Consider the following 19,471-nt stretch of genomic DNA (forward strand, 5'->3'; position numbering starts at 1 on the left):
GTCCGATTGCGCCGCCCTGCGGGTCGTACAGGGAAAACGCGGGCACGGCCTGTCCGTTCCGTTTTTAAGGAAGGTTTTTGTGACGGCTCAGGCGAAACCGAGCGCGCTGCGGGAAATATCGCGATTTTCGCAATAATCGCGGGAATGGGCCTCATGACCATGCTCGCGGGCGGTCGAACGGGTGAGTTCCGGGCTTGGAACGTTGAGAAGCGCATCGGCATAGGTGCCGGTCGCCTCGACATCGTCGATCACAGTCTGCTGTTGCGGCTTTAAAAATTCAAACATCCGTCATCCTCCTTCGACGCATCCCCTCAACGCGCCGGCACGGGGCCTGTTCCATATGCCCGTGACTGTTCCGATTATACATGAGACTGGCTTAACGAATAGATGATGAAAGGCGAACGTCATCAACTGACGTTCACAAAATGGAGTGGAATCAGTGAGCTATGGCCCCAGGCTCAAGCTGGGCCGACCGATTCCCGCAAGATCAGTTCCACCGGCCACAATTCCTGAACCTCACGGACAGGACGGCCGCCGACGATCTGCAAAAGCAGGTCCGTGACCCGCATACCCGCCATGCGCATGGACGAGCGGGTGGTGGAAAGCGGCGGCATCATGCTTTCCGGCGTGAGATAGGGAAACACGTCGTCATGGGCGATGACGGAGACATCCTTGCCGATCGTCAGCCCCATCTGCGTGGCGGCGCGATAGACGCCCTGCGCCGTCATCATTGCGCCCGCCACAAAGGCGGTCGGGCGCGGCGTCTGCTCCAGAAGCGAGCGGGCAAAGCGAAAGGCCGCCTCCTCGCTGAAGTGCTCACTCATCATGAAACGCGGATCGGGCGTAATGCCGTGGGTCGCCAGCGCATCGCGAAAACCCTGTTCACGATCCTGCACGAAGGTGCGGCCGACGGGACCGTTGATGAGGGCGATGCGCCTGTGCCCCCGCTCGAGAAAATGGATCGTCGGGCGATAGGTCACATCGTGATTGTCGATATCGAGCCACGCATGTTCGAAGGGCGTCTTTGAGCGGCCATGCACGATGAAAGGCACGCCCAGCCGGTTGAGCAGCGCGATGCGCTCATCTTCGGGGCGCGGCGAATGCACGATGATGCCATCCACCCGGCCGCTCGCCGCCAGCCGGCTGAAAATCGCCAGCTCCTCGTCGAGATTATTGTCGACGGTGACGCTGACGAGAATGTCGGTCTCTTCGCGCTCCAGCCGGGTCGCCATGCCACCCATGAATTCCGAAAAGAAATGCCCGCCGCCCGAACGGCCCATGACAACGCCGATGGCACCGGCCCTGCCGGTTGCCAGCCTGACGGCGTTGGCATTCGGCCGATAGCCATATTTCAGCGCAGCCTCCATCACCCGCCGGCGCGTTTCCTCGCGCACCTCGGGGTAGCCGCCCAGCGCCCGGCTGACGGTGGTGGGCGAGAGCCCGACCTTTTCTGCAAATTCCTTGAGCTTCATGTTTTTTGCCAATTTGCCCCTGCATGCGTCGCCGCCGCGGATTTTTCAAGCCGACAAAATTGAAAACGATTTCAATTTTCCTCCACCTGAAACCTTACAGTTGATCAATAGGAATAGCAAACGCCGAAAAATTGCAGGCGAAAACAGCCGATTTCCGGGGGATTAGAAAGAGTATTGACAGATCGTTCGGCTTTTGAGAGCCTCATGCCAGTCAAAAGCGCTTTCAATTTTGAGGATAATCGGAAGCGTCAACGGAGGAGTTTGACAATGAATATTTCCATGAAGACTTTGTTCCTGTGCGGAACCGTGTTTTCCGCCGCCATTTCGGCTCAGGCGGCCGAACTTTCTATCGCCGCCAATTCGACCGGAAAGAACGTCGCGTTCTTCCGCGAACGGATCGCCGCTTTCGAGAAAGAGACCGGTCACAAGGTCAATCTCGTCACCATGCCGTCATCATCAAGCGAACAGTTCAGCCAGTACCGGCTGTGGCTTGCCGCCGGCAACAAGGATGTCGACGTCTACCAGACTGACGTGATCTGGGCGCCGCAGCTGGCAGACCAGTTCGTGGATCTGACCGCAGCGACCAAGGATGTCATCGGCGATCATTTCCCCTCCATCGTCGCTTCGCAGACGGTTGACGGCAAGCTCGTCGCCATGCCGATGTTCACCGACGCGCCGGCACTGTTCTACCGCAAGGATCTCCTGGAAAAATACGGCAAGCAGCCGCCGAAAACCTGGAAGGAACTGAGCGAGACCGCCAAGGAAATTCAGGACAAGGAGCGTGAGGCCGGCCAGAAGGATCTCTGGGGCTTCGTTTTCCAGGGCAGCGCCTATGAGGGCCTGACCTGCAACGCTCTGGAATGGATCGCATCCGCCGGCGGCGGCCATATTGTCGAGACCAACGGCGACATCTCCGTCAACAATGAAAAGGCCGCAGCCGCCATCGAAACCGCCAAGGGCTGGGTCGGCACCATCGCACCGCAGGGCGTGCTCGCCTACAAGGAAGAGGAAGCGCGCGGCGTCTGGCAGACCGGCAATTCCGTCTTCATGCGCAACTGGCCCTATGCCTATGCGCTTGGCAACGGTGATGACAGCGCCATCAAGGGCAAATTCGGCGTCACCCCGCTGCCGGCAGGCGAAGAGGGTGCAGCCCCTGCTTCCACACTTGGCGGCTGGAACCTTGCCGTTTCGAAATATTCCGACGACCAGGAAGCCGCCATTCAGCTCGTGAAATTCCTGGCATCGAAGGACACACAGAAGCTGCGCGCAATCCAGCTTTCCAACATGCCGACGATCGCTTCGCTTTACGATGACAAGGATGTCGCCGAAGCACAGCCCTTCATGCCTACATGGAAGCCGATCTTCCAGACCGCCGTTCCGCGTCCTTCCGCCTCGGCCAAGGTGAAATATAACGAGGTTTCGGCCAAGTTCTGGGGCGCCGTGCACAACACGCTCTCCGGCAACGGCACGGCGGCGGAAAATCTCGAACTTCTCGAGGTTGAACTGACCGATCTCAAAGGCAACGGCTGGTAATCCGGCCCGCGCGGGAGATGGTCTAGTCTGATCGTTTCCCGCGCCCCAACCGCGAGATATCCCCATGAACGACATCGCCCTTCAAAGACCGGTCGCGGCAGCCGGCACCGGCTCCGATCTGCAGTCGGAACGTCTGAAATCCGCCTGGCTGTTTCTTGCCCCCACATTTCTGGTGCTGGCGCTGGTGGCCGGCTGGCCGCTGGTGCGCACCGTCTGGTTCAGCCTCACCGACGCTTCGCTCACCAATCTCGAGGGTGCGCAGTTCGTCGGCCTCAAGAACTACCTCACCTGGATCACGCTCAGCAGCGGCCGCACCATCTATCGCGGCCTGCTTGCCGATCCCGCATGGTGGGGCGCGGTTCTCAATACGCTGAAATTCACCGTCGTCTCCGTCAGCCTCGAAACGGTACTCGGCCTCATCGTCGCGCTGGTGCTGAATGCCGAATTTAGGGGACGCGGCCTCGTGCGTGCCGCGATCCTCGTGCCGTGGGCCATTCCCACCATCGTTTCGGCGCAGATGTGGGCGTGGATGCTGAACGACCAGTTCGGCATCCTGAACGACCTGTTCCTCAATCTCGGGCTGATCTCCAACAAGATCGCCTGGACCGCCAATCCCGAAACCGCGATGATCGCCGTCTTGATCGTCGACATCTGGAAGACGACGCCCTTCATGGCGCTGCTCATCCTTGCCGGACTGCAAATGGTGCCGAAGGACATGTATGAGGCGGCCAAGGTGGATGGCATTCATCCGGTCAAGGTGTTCTTCCGCGTCACCCTGCCGATGATCCGACCCGCGCTCATGGTCGCCGTCATCTTCCGCATGCTGGATGCGATGCGCGTCTTCGACCTCATCTACATCCTGACGCCGAATAATGCCCAGACCCGCACCATGTCGGTTCTGGCGCGTGAGAACCTGTTCGATTTCGACAAGTTCTCCTATGGCGCCGCCGCCTCCACCATGCTGTTCCTCATCATCGCCTCGATCACGGTCATCTACATGTGGCTCGGGCGCGTCAACACCGATGGAGCCGCGCGATGACCCTGCCAAGCATCCTGAAAACCACCGCCTTCTATGCGCTTGTCGCCATCATCATGGTGATTTCGGTATTCCCGTTTTATTACGCGATCCTGACGAGCCTGAAATCCGGCTCGGCGCTGTTCCAGGTCAATTATTGGCCGCGTGACTTCTCGCTGACCAATTACAGCTTCGTCATCGGCAACGGCACATTCCTGCGCAATCTCGGCAATTCGCTGTTTGTTGCATCGTCCGTCGTCATACTCTCGCTGTTCCTTGCGGTAACGGCGTCCTATGCTCTCGCCCGCGTCCGCTTCCGTGGCCGCGCGCTGCTGCTGCTCACCATCCTGTCGGTTTCGATGTTCCCGCAGATCGCCGTGCTCGCCGGCCTGTTCGAACTGATCCGCTGGGCGGGCATCTTCAACACGCCGCTGGCGCTGATCTTTTCCTACATGATCTTCACCCTGCCCTTCACGGTCTGGGTGCTGACAACCTTCATGCGCGACCTGCCGATCGAGATCGAGGAAGCGGCCATCGTCGATGGCGCGACGCCGTGGGTCATCATCACCCAGGTGTTCATGCCGCTGATGTGGCCGGCGCTCGTCACCACAGGGCTTCTCGCCTTCATCGCGGCGTGGAACGAGTTCCTCTTCGCGCTCACCTTCACCTCATCGAACGAGCAGCGCACGGTGCCTGTCGCCATCGCGCTTCTGTCGGGCGGCTCGCAGTTCGAAATACCCTGGGGAACGATCATGGCGGCCTCCGTCATCGTCACCGCCCCGCTCGTCGTCCTCGTTCTGATCTTCCAGCGACGCATCATCTCCGGCCTCACCGCCGGCGGCGTCAAAGGCTAGGAGAAACATCATGACCACCATTCAACTGCGCGATCTTCGCAAATCCTTCGGCGCCTTCGATGTCATCAAGGGCATCGACATGGACATCCGCTCCGGCGAGTTCATGGTCTTCGTCGGCCCTTCCGGCTGCGGCAAGTCCACGCTTCTGCGCCTCATCTGCGGGCTGGAGGAAATTTCCGGCGGCACGCTTTCCTTCGACAGCGAGACAGTAAACCGCCTGCCGCCCGCCAGGCGCGGCGTCGCCATGGTCTTCCAGTCCTATGCGCTTTATCCGCACATGACCGTGTTCGAGAACATGGCCTTCGGCATGAAACTCTCAGGCGCGGACAAGGAACAGCGCAGGAAGCGCGTCGAAGCGGCAGCCGAAATGCTGCAGCTCACGCCCTATCTGGAGCGTCTGCCAAAGCAGCTTTCCGGCGGCCAGCGCCAGCGTGTCGCCATCGGTCGCGCCATCGTGCGCGATCCCAAGGTATTCCTGTTCGACGAGCCGCTTTCCAACCTCGATGCGGCGTTGCGCGTTGCCACGCGTCTGGAAATCGCCAAGCTGCACCGCTCGATGCATGACACGACGATGATCTACGTCACCCACGACCAGGTGGAGGCAATGACACTCGCCGACCGCATCTGCGTGCTGCGTGACGGCCGGGTCGAGCAGATCGGCACACCGCTGGAGCTTTACGAAAGCCCTGTCAACACCTTCGTCGCCGGCTTCATCGGCTCGCCGAAGATGAACTTCCTGTCAGGCAAATATGCCGAGACGGAAGGCGCAAAAACCATTGGCATCCGCCCGGAGCACATCACCATCACCACGGACGGCAGCGGCTGGAGCGGCGAGATCGTGCATTCGGAAATGCTCGGGTCGGACAGCTACATCTATGTCGAGATCGGCGCCGGTGAACCCGTCGTCGTTCGCGAAGAAGGCGTGACCGACCGCAAGGCGGGCGAGCGTATCGCCCTCGTGGCGGATGCGACGCAGATCCATCGTTTTGATGCCGAAGGCCGGGCGCTTGCCCGTAACCCCGCCCGGGGCGCTGCCTGAATTTTTCACTTTCGCCGGGATCACCCAAGGTCCCGGCTTTCACCGAGGAGCATGAAAATGACCATCAACACCGTTGTATGGGGCGAAAATATTCACGAACACATCAATGAGACGGTGCGTTCGATCTATCCAAACGGCATGCACAACACCATCGCCGACGCGCTGAACCAGAACCCCGAGATCAATGCCACCACCGCCACGCTGCAGGAGCCGGAACATGGCCTGTCGCAGGAGCGCCTCGACAAGACTGATGTGCTGGTCTGGTGGGGTCACAAGGACCATGGCGCGGTGCAGGACGAGATCGTCGAGCGTGTTGCCAAACGCGTCTGGGAAGGCATGGGCCTCATCGTCCTGCATTCCGGCCACTTCTCCAAGCCGTTCAAGCGGCTGATGGGCACGCCCTGCGCGCTGAAATGGCGTGAGGCGGGCGAACGCGAGCGTCTGTGGACCATCAATCCGCGCCACCCGATTGCCGCCGGCCTGCCTGAGCATTTCGAGCTGGAAAACGAAGAAATGTACGGCGAGCAGTTCTCCGTGCCGGAGCCGCTGGAAACCGTGTTCATCTCCTGGTTCCAGGGCGGCGAAGTCTTCCGTTCCGGCCTCACCTGGCGTCGCGGCGCTGGCAATATCTTCTATTTCCGCCCCGGCCACGAGACCTATCCCACCTATCACGATGCCAATGTCCAGAAGGTCATCAGCAACTCGGTGAAATGGGCCTATAATCCGGTTGGCGCACTGAAGAGCATTCACGATGCCCCCAATGTTCCCGTCGACAAGGCGCTGGAGCCGATCGAAGAACGCGGCCCCAAGCTGCACAAGGCAGGCGAAGCAGGTTACAGGTAAAAAGCCATGAGACTTCTCATTCTCGGAACCGGCGGCATGGCCAACAACCATGCCACCTATTTCTCGCAAATCCCCGGCGTCGAACTGGTCGCGGCGGTGGATGTGGACGATGTGGTGGTGCGCGGCTTTGCGCTCCGCCACAACATCCCGCTCTCCTTCACCTCGCTGGATGACGCCATTGCCTGGGGTGAATTCGACGCGGCGGCGAATGTCACGCCGGACGCCATCCACCACCCCACCAGTCTGAAACTGCTGGCGGCCGGCAAGCATGTCTTCTGCGAAAAGCCGCTGGCGGAAAACTACGCCAAGGCCGCCGAAATGGCCGATGCCGCCGAAAAAGCCGGCCTCGTCGCCATGGTCAACCTCACCTATCGCAACGTCGCCCCCTTGCAGGCGGCGCGCGAGATGGTGCTGGCAGGCAAGATCGGCAAGGTGCGGCATCTGGAAGCCTCCTATCTCCAGAGCTGGCTGGTTTCCAAGGCCTGGGGCGACTGGATGACGGAGAGCAAGTGGCTGTGGCGGCTTTCCACCAAGCATGGCTCGAACGGCGTGCTGGGCGATGTCGGCATCCACATTCTCGACTTCGCCTCCTATGGCGCGGGCAGCGATGTGGAGCGCATCTTCACGCGGCTGAAGACCTTCGACAAATATGAAGGCAATAAAATTGGCGTCTACGACCTCGACGCCAATGACAGCTTCACCATGACCGCCGAACTGGAAAACGGCGCCATGGGCGTCATCCATGCCAGCCGCTGGGCGACGGGGCACTTGAACGAACTGCGTCTACGCATCCATGGCGACAAGGGTGCGCTGGAAGTCATCCACACGCCCGACTATTCCAGCCTGCGTGCCTGCATCGGCGAGGATGTGGAGAAGGCGATCTGGAAGACGATCGATGTCGACCCGGTGCCGACGAATTACGAAAAATTCGCCAAGGTGGTGATGGAAGGCGGCGTTGCCGATCCGGACTTCCGCCACGCGGCCAATCTGCAGAAGGTGCTCGATCTGTCGATCATCGCGGATCGGGAGAGGCGCGAGCTGGCCGTTTCGGCTTGATGTGAAAAAAACAACATGCGGCAAAACGTTGCCGCATGTTTCTTCTCCCCGGGGGGAGAAGGTGGCCCGAAGGGTCGGATGAGGGGGCACCATTGCCGGATTTCGGGGAGCTCGCCCCCTCATCCCGCTGCCGCGGACTTCTCCCCGCCGGGGAGAAGAAATATGCCGTACTCAATCGCTCAATTCATCATGCGCTTCTTGAGGATGCACACTGCGGCGTGGAATTTCAGTCCCGCGCAGCCTACACCCCACGCTTGTTCCCCCACAACAGCACATGCAGCTGCGGCAGCACGCGGGCAGAAAACCAGCGGTCTTCGCTGACCTTGTCCACCAGCCACAACATCCGGTCCATCACCCCATCGATATCCACACGCGCATCGTCATCATCGGGCGGCGGCGGGGTGTGGTTGCCGGGCTGGAGATAGACGGGCAGATGCGGGAAGCGCGCGGATGCCGCCTTGGCATAGGCATAATCCGCATCGTCGAACACCACGATCTTTAGCGCCACCTGCGGCCCCTCGCCGGCGGCGGCAAGACAGTCCTCGAAAGCCCGCCAGTCCGTTTCCATGCCGCTTGATGGCGGCTTGGGGCTCAGAACCAGATGGTCGAGATCGGCAAACCAGTCTTTCGCGATGCTGCCCTGCGTTTCCAGCGCGAAGCGATACCCCTCGTCCTGTCCCCTGGCGATCAGAGCCGCGAGCGGCTGGATAGCCGGATTGCCGCCTGAAAGTGACACCGTCAGCGGCACACCACCGGAAAGCTGCCGTACCTCCTGCCAGATCGCCTCGACCGACAGCGGTTTCCACGTGTCGCGGTAGTCGCTATCGACCGCATGCAGCGTATCGCACCAGGAGCAGCGGTAATCGCAGCCGCCGGTACGCACGAAAACGGTCGGCAGACCGATCAGCAAACCCTCACCCTGAATGGTCGGGCCGAAGATTTCGCTGATGCGGATCGTGGATTCCTTCACTGCAATCTTGTGTGCAGCCGCCGTCATGGCCGGTATTCCGCCCAGGTCTTGGCGGTTTCGCTGACCCGCACGGCGCTGGTTTCCGGCAGGCGATCCTTGCACCAGTCATAAAAATGCTTCGCCAGGCATTCCGCCGTCACCCGGTCATGGCCGAGAACGTCGTTCAGGTGGCGATGGTCGAAATGATCGTCGATATAACGCTTCAGCGGCGCAAGCTCGTGATAGTCGCGCACGAAACCGTGCTCGTTCAGTGCTTCGCCCGCGAGCTCTATCTCGACAATGTAATTATGCCCGTGCAGGCGGTTGCACTGGTGATCCGACGGCAGGCTTTTCAACTGGTGCGAGGCGGAAAAGTGAAATTCCTTGGTGATGCGGAACATCAGCGCACCTCCTGCGCCGCATAGGCATGGGTGGCCGCCACCCAGAAATCCGGGTCTTCATAGTCGGTCGGATCGGTGACGCCGGCCAGATGAAAGGCCTCGCGCCGCTCCACGCAGGTGCCGCAGCGGCCGCAGTGGCGCAAGCCGCCCTTGTAACAGGACCATGTTTCGCCAAACGGCGTGCCGTATTTCACGCCATCGGTCACAATCGCCGCCTTGGAAACGGTGACATAGGGCGCAAAGAGCTTGACGTCGGCGTAGCCCTCAAGAGCATGCGCCTGCATGGCGTTGAAGCTGTCGATGAAACCCGGCCGGCAATCGGGGTAGATGAAATGATCGCCGCCATGCACGGCAATCGCCACGGCATCCGCCTGCTGCGCGGCGGCCAGCCCGAAGGCGATGGTGAGCATGATGGCGTTGCGGTTCGGCACCACGGTGGAGCGCATGGTCTCTTCCGCATAATGTCCGTCCGGCACCTCAACGTCGTCGGTGAGCGCCGAACCGGTCAGATGTGCGCCGATGGTTCTGATGTCGATGACATGATGCGGCACGCCGAGCCGTTTGGCGCAATCGGCGGCGTATTCCAACTCCTTCCTGTGGCGCTGGCCATAATCGAAGGAGACGAGAGCGAGAAGTTCATGTTCCGCCGCTATTTTATGCGCAAGCGAAACGGAGTCCAATCCGCCGGAGCAGATGACGATGGTTTTCATAATTTGGGATCCCTTGTTTTGACCGGGTGGGCTGCGACCGGATTTACAGGGAGCGGCTTTAAACCAAAGCGGCGGGCTTGTGAAGGGCCTTGCGCATATGCAGCCAAGCCGCGCCATCACGAAAATGCCCTGTCACAGCAACAAGACGAAACAAACGGGACATAAGCGGGAAACCGGCACGATCTAGAACGATGCGGAATTTGCTGTTCTTGAAGGGTCTTGCCAATGGTGGCGGCTGATACATTCCTGTTTTCGCTGAGCAACCTCAGCTCTCTTGGCGCCGGCCTGCTGATGGCGATGGCGGGCATGCTTTACGTCACGCTCACCATTCGTGGGCTGGTTGCCGCCCTTCGCCATGGATAAGGCCCTCGACACAAAACGCCACCGGTTCAGGCGCAATCTCACCACCGCGCTCTTCGTCGCCTCGGCGGCGCTTGTCGCGGCGGTCGGCATAGCCCCGTTCGTTTTCCTGATCTGGATGATCAGAACCGTGGCGCGCTGGCTCGGCCTTTTTATTGGAATTTGAAGGTTCCATGAACCCGCGACGCTCGCCGTAGCCGGCTGAGCGGAAAGGCCCGGCGAACTGGCAGTGCGCCGGGCCTTTTGCTCAGCGCAGCAGCGCCTGCGCCTCCTCGATGCCGAGTGCGGCCGGCTGGGTGCAGGTCGTTCTCATCTCGATGAAACGGCCTTCCTCGCCGGACTTCAGGATCGAGGTCATCACGTCGATGCCGTGCAGCGAGCGGTCCAGCGAGCAGCGGGCATCACGGCCTTCCAGAAGCGCAATCGCCATATCGGCAAGACCCGCCGTGCGGTAATTGGCGCGCGGACCGTTCGGGCTTTCCTGATTGGCTATGCCGAAGGGATGCGCCCAGTCCTCCAGCGGCTGGATATTCTTGTCGCGTCCGCTCGCTTCCACCACACCGCCGAAGAAGTTCGGGTCCGGCACGTAGATCGAGCCTTCCGTGCCGTAGAGTTCCATATTGGCGTGGCGATGCGACCACACATCCCAGCTGGCCGAAAGCGTGATCGTCGCGCCGTTCACGAATTCCAGCAGGGCGTGGATATTGGTCGGCGTTTCAACGGGAATGATCTCGCCATTCAGCGGCTGGCTGGTCACCGTGCGGGTGGGGTTCGCCATCGAGGTCAGCGCACCGACGCGTTTGACCGGGCCGAGGAGATTGATGAGGTTGGCGATATAATAGGGGCCGAGATCGAGGATCGGCCCGCCGCCCTTCAGGAAGAAGAAGCCCGGATTGGGGTGCCACATTTCCATGCCGGGGCTCATGACATGGCAGGTGCCTGAGGTGATGCGCCCGACCTTGCCGTCATCGATATATTGCCGGGCGAGCTGATGCGCCCCGCCGAGGAACGTATCCGGCGCGCAGCCGACGGAGAGCTTCTTCTCGCGGGCGATGCGCCGCAACTCCTCGCCCTCTTCCAGCGACAGGACGAGTGGTTTTTCCGAATAGACGTGCTTTCCCGCCTCAAGGGCCGCTTTCGACACCGGAAAATGCGCGGCGGGGATGGTGAGGTTCACCACCACGTCAATGTCCTTGTTGGCAAGCAGTTCCTCGATGGACTGCGCGACAACACCGAATTCTTCCGCCCTCAGTTCCGCCGCGTTGCGGTTGAGGTCGGCGCAGGCCAGCACCTTGATGCCCTTGAAGAGCGGTGCCAGCGAGAAATACGCAGACGAGATATTGCCGCATCCGATGATGCCGACGCCAAGATCCCTGGCCATGATGAAACTCCGAAATGTGAAACTTAGTAGGTTTTGAACGATGCGATGGAACGGGTGATCAGCCGGTCGATATCCTTCGGGTTGTCGTGCTCGACCACGAAATGTTTCGTGGCGGATTTCGCCTTCAGCGCCGCGACGAGGCCCTTCCAGTCCACCGTGCCATGGCCGACATCGGCCCAGCCGTCTTCATCCGCATTCTCGCCCGACGGTGCGATGTCCTTCACATGCACGGCGGTGATGCGCTGGCCGTAGCTTTCGATCCAGGCGAGCGGATCGGCATTGCCCCTGATAATCCAGGCGATATCCGCTTCCCATTTCAGGTCCGGTCCGCCGGCCAGAATCTGCTCCTGCGGGGTGGAACCATCGGCGAGCGCCTTGAACTCGAAATCGTGATTGTGCCAGCCGAAGACCAGCCCGGCATCCACGAAAGGCTTGCCGGCTTCCTGCAGACGTTTGCCGAAGGCGAACCAGCCTGCGGCATCCGTCGGGCGCTGGTCAGGCATCAGGTAGGGGCAATAGATCGCCTCCACGCCCAGAACACTCGCAATATTCAACGCCTTTTTCGGGTCACCTTCAAGAAGGTCGAGGCCGAAATGACCGGTCGGCATGGAAAGGCCGTTGGCATCGAGTTCGGCGCGCAGGCCCTTCAAACCGGCATCATCCAGCGAGGCATACATGGCGCCATAACCTTCGACCTGTTTGTAACCCGCCGCCGAGAGCTTCTTCAGAATATTGGAAAAAGGCTGAAAATTGCGGGCGCTGTAAAGCTGAAAACCGAGTTCTGTCATTGTCTCCTCCATAGAGATGTGGGTCTTGGGATTGTGTTGGGGGATAAGTGGGACGCCTAAAGCCGTTCCTCGCTTTGCGCGTCGAACAGCGACGCCATGGCCATGTCGAGACCGAGGCGGACCTTCGTGCCCGGCGAAAACCGCCTGTGGCCACCGACACGCACGGACATGGTATGCCCGGCATGTTTCAGCCAGATCAGATTATCGGCGCCCATCGGCTCCTCGATATCGACAACGGCCTCATGCACTTCCCCGCCGGCAATATCGGCATCGACACGGACATGTTCGGGGCGCACGCCGAGTACCACGGCACGGCCGGCGGCAAGCGGCGTTTCCGCGTGATAACCATCGAGCGCAAAAGTCACGCCATTGGTGGTGAAGACGACCTTACCGTCCTTTTCGATCAGCTCGCCACGCAGGAAATTCATCGACGGCGAACCGATGAAGCCGGCGACAAAGAGGTTGCGCGGTTTGTTATAGATGGTGACAGGATCGGCCAGCTGCTGGATGACACCGCTTTTCATGATGGCGATGCGGTCCGCCAGCGTCAGCGCCTCGATCTGGTCATGCGTCACATAGATCATGGTGTTCTTCAACGACTGGTGCAGCCGCTTGATTTCCACACGCAGTTCCGAGCGCAGCTTGGCGTCGAGGTTGGAAAGCGGTTCATCGAACAGGAACACATCCACATCCCGGACCAGAGCCCGGCCGATGGCCACACGCTGGCGCTGGCCACCGGAAAGCTCGGCCGGCTTGCGCTTCAGCAGCGGCTCGATCTGCAATATGCCCGCCGCTCTTTTGACGCGCCGATCGATTTCATCTTTCGGCACCTTGGCGACCTGAAGGCCGAAGGACAGGTTCTTCTCCACCGTCATCTGCGGATAAAGCGCATAGGACTGGAACACCATGCCGATGCCGCGGTCTTTCGGCTCCTCCCAGGTGACGTTGCGGTCCTTGATGAATATCTGCCCGTCGGTCGGTTCCAGAAGGCCGGCAATGCAGTTGAGAAGGGTCGACTTGCCGCAACCGGAAGAGCCGAGCAGGACGAGGAATTCGCCGTCGTAAATATCGAGATTGAGGTCTTTCAGCACGGTGACGGCACCGAAGGACAGGGAAAGATCGCGGATGGAAACGCTTTTGTTCATATAGCTCAACCTTTTACTGCGCCTGCGGCAATGCCGCGCACGAATAGCCTGCCGGAAACGAAATAGACGATCAGCGGCACCGCCCCGGTCAGAAGGGTGGCGGCCATGTTGACGTTGTATTCCTTCACGCCCTGCACGGAGTTGACGATATTATTGAGCTGCACCGTCATCGGGTAATATTCCGGCCGCGTGAACACCACGCCGAACAGGAAGTCGTTCCAGATGCCGGTCACCTGCAGGATCATCGCCACGACGAAGATCGGCAGCGACATGGGCAGCATGATGCGGAAATAGATCTGCCAGAAATTGGCGCCATCAATGCGCGCCGCCTTGAAGAGTTCCTCCGGCAGCGAGGCGAAATAATTGCGGAACAGCAGCGTCAGGATCGGCATGCCGAAGATGGTGTGAACGATGACGAGACCGGTCAGCGTGCCATAAATGCCAAGTTCGCGCAGCACGATGACAATCGGATAGATCATCACCTGATAGGGAATGAAGGCACCGATGATGAGGATCGAGAAGAACAGCTCCGATCCCTTGAATTTCCAGTTGGCCATGGCATAGCCGCTGACGGAAGCGACGATGATGGAAATGGCGACGGAAGGCACGAGGATTCGCACCGAGTTCCAGAAACCGCGCGAAAGCCCGTCGCAGTTCAAGCCGGTGCAGGCGTTCGCCCAGGCTTTCACCCATGGCTCGAAGGTGATCTCCACCGGCGGCGCGAAGATGTTGCCGAGCCGGATTTCCGGCATGCCCTTCAGCGAGGTAACCACCATCACGTAAAGCGGCAGCAGGTAATAAGCGGCAGCCACGAACAGCGTGCCATAGAGAATGATGTTGCGGCGGGAAAAGGTTTTCCTCGGCTTCCTGCCGCGCGGGCCGGAAAGCTCCCTGGAAACCGCATCGGTGGCGGCAACAACCGTGTTCAATGTGCTGATATTAGCCACGCTTCTTGCCTCCGAATTCGAGGTAGGCCCACGGAATGACGATGATAGCGACGGTGAGAAGCATCATGGTGGAGGCGGCGAAGCCCTGCCCCAGATTTTGCGCCTGAAACATGTAGTCATAGACATATTTCGCCGGCACTTCGGAGGCGATGCCCGGCCCGCCGCTGGTCTGCGCCACCACCAGATCGTAAACCTTGACGATGCCGCTGGCGATGATGACCAGCGTGGTGATGAAGACCGGCCGCATCATGGGAATGATGATGAGAATATAGGTCTTCCACATCGGAATGCCGTCGACGCGCGCCGCCTTCCAGATATCCTCATCGATACCGCGAAGACCGGCCAGCATCAGGCACATGACGAGCCCGGTGCCCTGCCAGAGCGCTGCAATCAGGATGCCGTAGATGACGATCTGGGAATTATAGAGCGGATCGAAGGTGAAACTTTCCCAACCCATCGAGCGGACCACGGACTGGATGCCGAATTCCGGATTGAGCAGCCATTGCCAGACAAGACCGGTGACGATGAAGGACAAAGCGAAGGGATAAAGGAAAATGGTGCGGAAGGTGTTTTCGAACCGGATTTTCTGGTCCATCAGCGCCGCCAGCACAAAGCCGATGACGAGGCTGAAGATCAGCGACAGGATGCCATAGATCGCCAGATTCTGGATCGAAACGATCCAGCGTGGTGCTGCCCACAGCCGCTCATATTGATCGAAACCGATGAAGCTCGCCCGCGGCAGAAGCTTGGAATTGGTAAAGGAATAAACCACCGTCCAGATCGTCCCGCCGAGGAAGATCACCATGGCGGTCAAGATCATCGGAATGGAGGCAATCTTGGAATTGAGATTGCGAAAGAGCTGGTTGGGGCGCCCCGAGCGCGCTTGTCCTGCCATGGAACCTCCTCCTGTAACGTTACAGTTCGCAGCCAAGTGAAAAACCTTGCCGCATGAAACCTGGTCCGTGCCGGTCATTATCGCACGGACCGGACGTTGGATCGGGGAGCGGCGAACCACTCCCCGGTCCGGAGAGATCACAATCAGTCAGCCGAACCGATAATATCCGCGAAGCGCTTCTGCCCATCTTCCGCCGACATCGAGCCCGCGAAAAATTCCGCCATCAGGTCTTCCTTCTGTTTCTGCGTATCGGCAGAAATCAGCTGGTCGGTGCTGGTCAGTGCATTGCCCTTGGCCAGAATTGCCAGCCCCTTCTTCATGCAGTCATTGGCCGCATTGAGGTCCACGTCGCCGCGGATCGGCAGCGAGCCCTTCTTCAGGTTGAAGGCGACCTGGGTTTTCGGATCGACGATGGTTGCGGCAAGCACGTCCTGCGCCTCGGTTTTCGCCTCGTCCTTCAGAACGGGGAAATAGAAAGCATCGCCGCCAGTGGTCAGATATTCATTGAGACCGAGACCGGGAAGGCAGGAATAATCCGTGCCGGCCTTCTGGTTGGCCAGCTGGAATTCACCCTGCGCCCAGTCGCCCATGATCTGGCCGCCGGCCTTGCCTGTAATCACCATGTTGGTGGCCTGGTTCCAGTCCTGAACATTGGTGCCCTTGGCCATGTCGCGCGCCTCCACGGCCGCCGCGAAAATCTTGGCCATGTCGGGACCGGCCGCCGCTTCGGCATCCTTGTCGCCATAGACCTTCTGATAGAGGTCCTTGCCGCCGATCGAAAGCGTCAGCGTATCGAACAGGCCGTTCGCCTGCCATGCCTGACCGCCCAGCGCGAGCGGCTGGATGCCGGCCTTTTTCAGCGCCGGTGCGGCCGCGACAAATTCCGTCCAGTTCTTCGGAACCTCGACGCCCGCCGTCTTGAAGGCAGCGTTGGAAAGCCAGAGCCATTGCCAGGAATGAATATTGACCGGCGCGCAATAGATCTTGCCGTCGATGGTGCAGCTGTCGAGCAGGCTTGCCGGCTTGATGACCTCTTTCCAGTTGCCCTTTGCGGCAACGTCGGACAGGTCGCGCATCAGGCCCGCCTGCACCAGCTCTTCCGCCTGCCGGCCATGATTGAACTGGGTGGCGCCCATCGGGTCGCCGCCGGTGATGCGGCTGATCATGATCGGCCGGGCCGTGCCGCCGGAACCGGCAATGGCGCCATCCACCCATTTATTGCCTGTCGCGTCGAAAGCCTTGGCCAGTTCGGCGACGGCGGCGGCTTCGCCGCCCGATGTCCACCAATGGGTCACCTCAAGATCGGTGGCCCCGGCCATACCCGCCGGAATCATGACACTGGCCAAAAAGGCCGCAGAAATAACACGCATTCGCATGAGTCTCCTCCCTCACTGAAACGTTGCAGTAGGAACCTATGCGAACATTCTTTATTAGGCAACCGCCTAAAATACGAATCTATTCCGGGTCGTTGCGGGGCTTTTACAGAGCGAGAAACCGCGCGAACCGGCGGCGTAAAAATCCTCATCCCACCGCGTAACATACTGGCAATGCTGGCTCTTTAAAGTCTCAGGCCGAGGCCGTGTCTCGCATCGAGATCGGGCGTGCGGATAAATGGGCAAAACCGAAAATGAAAAACTGGCACATTCTTTTGATCATCGGCCTGACGGGCGTCGCCTCACTGTGGCTGGCAAGTTTCGCGCAGCTTGCGCCGGGAGAGCAGCTTTCGCACACGATGCAAGCGCTGATACTTGTGCAACCGACGATACTGACCGCGGCTGCCGTTGCGGTCGGTCAGGCTCTTGCGGCAAAGGTTGGGCTTGGCGCGCCGCTGATCGATGCGCTGCTGCGGGGAGACAACCACCGCGCCGTGCTGCAAAGACAGGTGCCGGCCGCGCTGCTCATGGGGCTTGCTGTAGGCATACTGATGATCGCCTACGCACGGATTATCCTGCCATCAGTGGCAGATACCGCGACGATGGCAGGCATGAGCGCTTTTCCCGTGCCGCTGGCAACCCGCATCCTCTATGGCGGGATTACCGAAGAACTGCTGACGCGATGGGGCCTGATGTCATTTTTCGCATGGACGCTCTGGCGCCTGACGGGCAAGGGAGACGTCCGCCCTTCGATTTTGTGGGCCTCGATCATCATGGCAGCTGCCCTCTTCTCCGCCGGTCATCTGCCGCTTCTGTTCGCCATCGTCGCCCAGCCGCAGCCGGCGCTGATCGCCGCAATCCTGCTCACCAATTTCATACCTGGCCTGTTGTTCGGATGGCTGTTCTGGCGCCGGGGACTGGAGGCTGCAATGTTTTCCCACGCCTTTGCCCATTGCGTGAACGCACTGGCATCGTGAACGGGAAAAGGCGAGACGAACAATGTCCGGCTCGCCTTCGATCATGCGGCTTCAATGCGGCCAGCGAGGTTGCGGCCAGCGAGGTTATTGCCGTTTATAGTCATCCTCGATGCGGATCACATCATCCTCGCCGATATAGGCTCCGGTCTGGATTTCGACCAGTTCGAGCGGGATCTGCCCCTCATTGGCAAGCCGGTGCGGCTGGCCGATCGGAATATAGACCGACTGGTTCTCCGTCAGCAGCCGGGTCTCCTCGCCAATCGTCACCGTCGCCGTGCCCTTGACGACGATCCAGTGTTCCGAGCGGTGATAATGTTTCTGGAACGAGATGCGGTGGCCGGGATCGACCGTGATGTGGCCCACCCGGTAACGCTTGTCCACATACATGTGCTCGATGAAACCCCAGGGCTGATAGACCCGCTTGTGGCTCTGCGTCTGCGGCGCGTGGTCGCCAGCTTTCAGCTTTTCAACCAGCCCCTTCACATCCTGCACCCGGTTTTTCGGCACCACCAGAACCGCATCCTTGGTGGCCACGACAACCAGGTCCTTCGCGCCCACCACCGTCGTCAGCAATTGCGTGGAATGGATCAGGCAGCCCTCGGAATCGATGAAGACGCCATCGCCTTCCAGCGCATTGTCGTTGTCGTGCTTGTCGGCAATCTCCCAAATCGCGTCCCAGCTGCCAATGTCCGACCAGCGGAAGTGGCCATGCACCACCGCCATGCGTTTGGTTTTCTCGATCACCGCATAGTCGATGGAGTTTTTCGGCGAGGCCTCGAAGCTTGCCTGATGCAGGCGCACGAAACCGAGGTCGCTTTCATATTGCTCGACCGCCTGCGTCACCGCCGAAAGAATCTCCGGGGCGAAAGCCTTCAGTTCGGCGATCATCACATCGGAGCGGAACAGGAAGTTGCCGGAATTCCAGAGATAACCCTTTTCCAGATAGGAGATCGCCGTCTTCACATCGGGCTTTTCCACGAAGGCATCGACGGTGCTCAAGTCTTTTTCGCCGTCGATCGCATCACCCGGCTTGATATAACCATAGGAGGTGCGCGGTTCGGTCGGCACCAGGCCGAAGACGACGATATTGCCCTGATCGGCGGCTTTCGCACCGAGCTTCACGGCGTCGGAGAACTTGTCGGCATCGAGCACCACATGGTCGGCGGCAAGCGCCAGCACCAGGCAGCCGGGCTCGCGGCGCTCGGCCAGCACGGCGGCGGCGGCCATGGCGGCGGCGCTGTCGCGGCGGGCGGGTTCCAGCACCACGGTTGCCGGCAGGTCGATTTCTTCGGCCTGGCGGCGGGCGAAGAAACGGAAATCCTCGTTGGTGATGACAAGCGGCTCGGCATAAAGGCCCTTGTCGCCCACCCGCTGCAGCGTCTGCTGGTAGGTCGAAAGATTGCCGACCAGCGGCTGGAACTGCTTGGGCAACTGATCGCGCGATACGGGCCACAGCCTGGAGCCAGCGCCGCCGGCCAGAAGAACCGGCGTGATCTTTCGAGAGTGTTCCTTCACAACAAAACCTTTCCAACTCTAAAAATTTCCCGGCGCGCCGGACAATATACATATTTCGAAATACCGCCATCATCGGTTCACGAGCGGATAAGCGCAAGCTCATAAATTCGCCTTGTGAAAGCTTGGTGAACGGCGGAGGTATTTGCCGACGGAACCGTTTTCCTAACGCAAGGGAGAGCACGAGGTTCCGCACGAGAGCGCCGACGCATGGTCCGATT

21 protein-coding genes are annotated in these 19,471 nt (G+C 60.0%); 9 read left to right on the top strand and 12 right to left on the bottom strand.

Annotated elements, in window-relative coordinates; all coding sequences use genetic code 11:
* Nucleotides 1-87: 87 nt before the first annotated feature.
* Both AC5YUO_RS16395 and AC5YUO_RS16400 read right to left on the bottom strand, forming a co-directional pair.
* The gene (locus AC5YUO_RS16395) at nt 88-285 is read right to left on the bottom strand and encodes a hypothetical protein (protein ID WP_020011889.1); all 198 of its coding nucleotides are present in this window, start codon (nt 283-285) and stop codon (nt 88-90) included.
* A 173-nt stretch (nt 286-458) separates the two neighbouring features.
* Nucleotides 459-1,472: a substrate-binding domain-containing protein gene (locus tag AC5YUO_RS16400; RefSeq protein WP_496155970.1), complete on the bottom strand. Its 1,014-nt coding sequence runs from the start codon at nt 1,470-1,472 to the stop codon at nt 459-461.
* Nucleotides 1,473-1,739: 267 nt separating this feature from the next.
* Between AC5YUO_RS16400 and AC5YUO_RS16405 the strand changes: the two genes are divergently transcribed.
* The 6 genes from AC5YUO_RS16405 to AC5YUO_RS16430 all read left to right on the top strand — a co-directional run bounded on the left by AC5YUO_RS16405 (nt 1,740) and on the right by AC5YUO_RS16430 (nt 7,812).
* Nucleotides 1,740-3,005 (top strand): ABC transporter substrate-binding protein, encoded by a 1,266-nt coding sequence (locus AC5YUO_RS16405; RefSeq protein ID WP_496155971.1) that lies wholly within the window; start codon nt 1,740-1,742, stop codon nt 3,003-3,005.
* Between the two features lie 64 nt (nt 3,006-3,069).
* Nucleotides 3,070-4,044, top strand: coding sequence for a carbohydrate ABC transporter permease (locus tag AC5YUO_RS16410; RefSeq protein WP_496155972.1), 975 nt, complete (start codon nt 3,070-3,072; stop codon nt 4,042-4,044).
* Nucleotides 4,041-4,874 carry a carbohydrate ABC transporter permease gene (locus AC5YUO_RS16415; protein ID WP_003523786.1) on the top strand — a complete coding sequence of 278 codons (834 nt, stop codon included), beginning with the start codon at nt 4,041-4,043 and terminating at the stop codon, nt 4,872-4,874. The genes AC5YUO_RS16410 and AC5YUO_RS16415 overlap by 4 nt, the downstream gene beginning before the upstream one ends.
* A gap of 10 nt (nt 4,875-4,884) precedes the next feature.
* The gene (locus AC5YUO_RS16420; protein ID WP_496155973.1) at nt 4,885-5,913 is read left to right on the top strand and encodes an ABC transporter ATP-binding protein; all 1,029 of its coding nucleotides are present in this window, start codon (nt 4,885-4,887) and stop codon (nt 5,911-5,913) included.
* Between the two features lie 57 nt (nt 5,914-5,970).
* Nucleotides 5,971-6,756, top strand: a complete 786-nt coding sequence (locus AC5YUO_RS16425; RefSeq protein WP_046801358.1) for a ThuA domain-containing protein — start codon at nt 5,971-5,973, stop codon at nt 6,754-6,756.
* A gap of 6 nt (nt 6,757-6,762) precedes the next feature.
* Nucleotides 6,763-7,812: a Gfo/Idh/MocA family protein gene (locus tag AC5YUO_RS16430; RefSeq protein ID WP_496155974.1), complete on the top strand. Its 1,050-nt coding sequence runs from the start codon at nt 6,763-6,765 to the stop codon at nt 7,810-7,812.
* A 241-nt stretch (nt 7,813-8,053) separates the two neighbouring features.
* Here the strand turns inward: AC5YUO_RS16430 and queE are convergent, their stop codons facing one another.
* Genes queE through queC form a run of 3 tightly spaced genes read right to left on the bottom strand, consistent with a single transcriptional unit; the run spans nt 8,054 to nt 9,872 of the window.
* A complete protein-coding gene (queE, locus tag AC5YUO_RS16435; protein WP_496155975.1) occupies nt 8,054-8,809 on the bottom strand; it encodes a 7-carboxy-7-deazaguanine synthase QueE in 756 nt (251 codons plus the stop codon).
* Nucleotides 8,806-9,162, bottom strand: coding sequence for a 6-carboxytetrahydropterin synthase QueD (gene queD, locus AC5YUO_RS16440; RefSeq protein ID WP_020811477.1), 357 nt, complete (start codon nt 9,160-9,162; stop codon nt 8,806-8,808). Before queD ends, queE begins: the two co-directional genes overlap by 4 nt.
* On the bottom strand, nt 9,162-9,872 hold the full coding sequence (gene queC, locus AC5YUO_RS16445; protein ID WP_496155976.1) for a 7-cyano-7-deazaguanine synthase QueC: 711 nt from the start codon (nt 9,870-9,872) through the stop codon (nt 9,162-9,164). The genes queD and queC overlap by 1 nt, the downstream gene beginning before the upstream one ends.
* A gap of 225 nt (nt 9,873-10,097) precedes the next feature.
* On the opposite strand from queC, the gene AC5YUO_RS16450 reads away from it, so the two are divergent.
* Both AC5YUO_RS16450 and AC5YUO_RS16455 read left to right on the top strand, forming a co-directional pair.
* The gene (locus AC5YUO_RS16450) at nt 10,098-10,235 is read left to right on the top strand and encodes a hypothetical protein (protein WP_269342821.1); all 138 of its coding nucleotides are present in this window, start codon (nt 10,098-10,100) and stop codon (nt 10,233-10,235) included.
* Nucleotides 10,228-10,398, top strand: a complete 171-nt coding sequence (locus AC5YUO_RS16455; protein ID WP_496155977.1) for a hypothetical protein — start codon at nt 10,228-10,230, stop codon at nt 10,396-10,398. The genes AC5YUO_RS16450 and AC5YUO_RS16455 overlap by 8 nt, the downstream gene beginning before the upstream one ends.
* Before the next feature lie 81 nt (nt 10,399-10,479).
* On the opposite strand, the gene AC5YUO_RS16460 is transcribed toward AC5YUO_RS16455, so the two are convergent.
* The 6 genes from AC5YUO_RS16460 to AC5YUO_RS16485 all read right to left on the bottom strand — a co-directional run bounded on the left by AC5YUO_RS16460 (nt 10,480) and on the right by AC5YUO_RS16485 (nt 16,764).
* Complete coding sequence (locus tag AC5YUO_RS16460) at nt 10,480-11,613, bottom strand: Gfo/Idh/MocA family protein (RefSeq protein WP_496155978.1); 1,134 nt, start codon at nt 11,611-11,613, stop codon at nt 10,480-10,482.
* A gap of 23 nt (nt 11,614-11,636) precedes the next feature.
* Nucleotides 11,637-12,401, bottom strand: coding sequence for a sugar phosphate isomerase/epimerase family protein (locus tag AC5YUO_RS16465; protein ID WP_496155979.1), 765 nt, complete (start codon nt 12,399-12,401; stop codon nt 11,637-11,639).
* A 56-nt stretch (nt 12,402-12,457) separates the two neighbouring features.
* Entirely contained in the window at nt 12,458-13,546 is a 1,089-nt protein-coding gene (locus AC5YUO_RS16470; RefSeq protein ID WP_496155980.1) for an ABC transporter ATP-binding protein, read from the bottom strand.
* A 5-nt stretch (nt 13,547-13,551) separates the two neighbouring features.
* Nucleotides 13,552-14,493, bottom strand: coding sequence for a carbohydrate ABC transporter permease (locus AC5YUO_RS16475; RefSeq protein WP_400812791.1), 942 nt, complete (start codon nt 14,491-14,493; stop codon nt 13,552-13,554).
* The gene (locus AC5YUO_RS16480; RefSeq protein ID WP_077985009.1) at nt 14,486-15,388 is read right to left on the bottom strand and encodes a carbohydrate ABC transporter permease; all 903 of its coding nucleotides are present in this window, start codon (nt 15,386-15,388) and stop codon (nt 14,486-14,488) included. The genes AC5YUO_RS16475 and AC5YUO_RS16480 overlap by 8 nt, the downstream gene beginning before the upstream one ends.
* A 143-nt stretch (nt 15,389-15,531) precedes the next feature.
* Nucleotides 15,532-16,764, bottom strand: a complete 1,233-nt coding sequence (locus AC5YUO_RS16485; RefSeq protein ID WP_496155981.1) for an ABC transporter substrate-binding protein — start codon at nt 16,762-16,764, stop codon at nt 15,532-15,534.
* A 251-nt stretch (nt 16,765-17,015) separates the two neighbouring features.
* On the opposite strand from AC5YUO_RS16485, the gene AC5YUO_RS16490 reads away from it, so the two are divergent.
* The gene (locus tag AC5YUO_RS16490) at nt 17,016-17,738 is read left to right on the top strand and encodes a CPBP family intramembrane glutamic endopeptidase (RefSeq protein WP_496155982.1); all 723 of its coding nucleotides are present in this window, start codon (nt 17,016-17,018) and stop codon (nt 17,736-17,738) included.
* 84 nt (nt 17,739-17,822) lie between these two features.
* Here AC5YUO_RS16490 and AC5YUO_RS16495 read toward each other — a convergent pair whose 3' ends face one another.
* A complete protein-coding gene (locus AC5YUO_RS16495) occupies nt 17,823-19,253 on the bottom strand; it encodes a mannose-1-phosphate guanylyltransferase/mannose-6-phosphate isomerase (protein ID WP_496155983.1) in 1,431 nt (476 codons plus the stop codon).
* Between the last annotated feature and the right edge of the window lie 218 nt (nt 19,254-19,471).

Source organism: Agrobacterium sp. LEGMi-208b, from assembly GCF_059511785.1.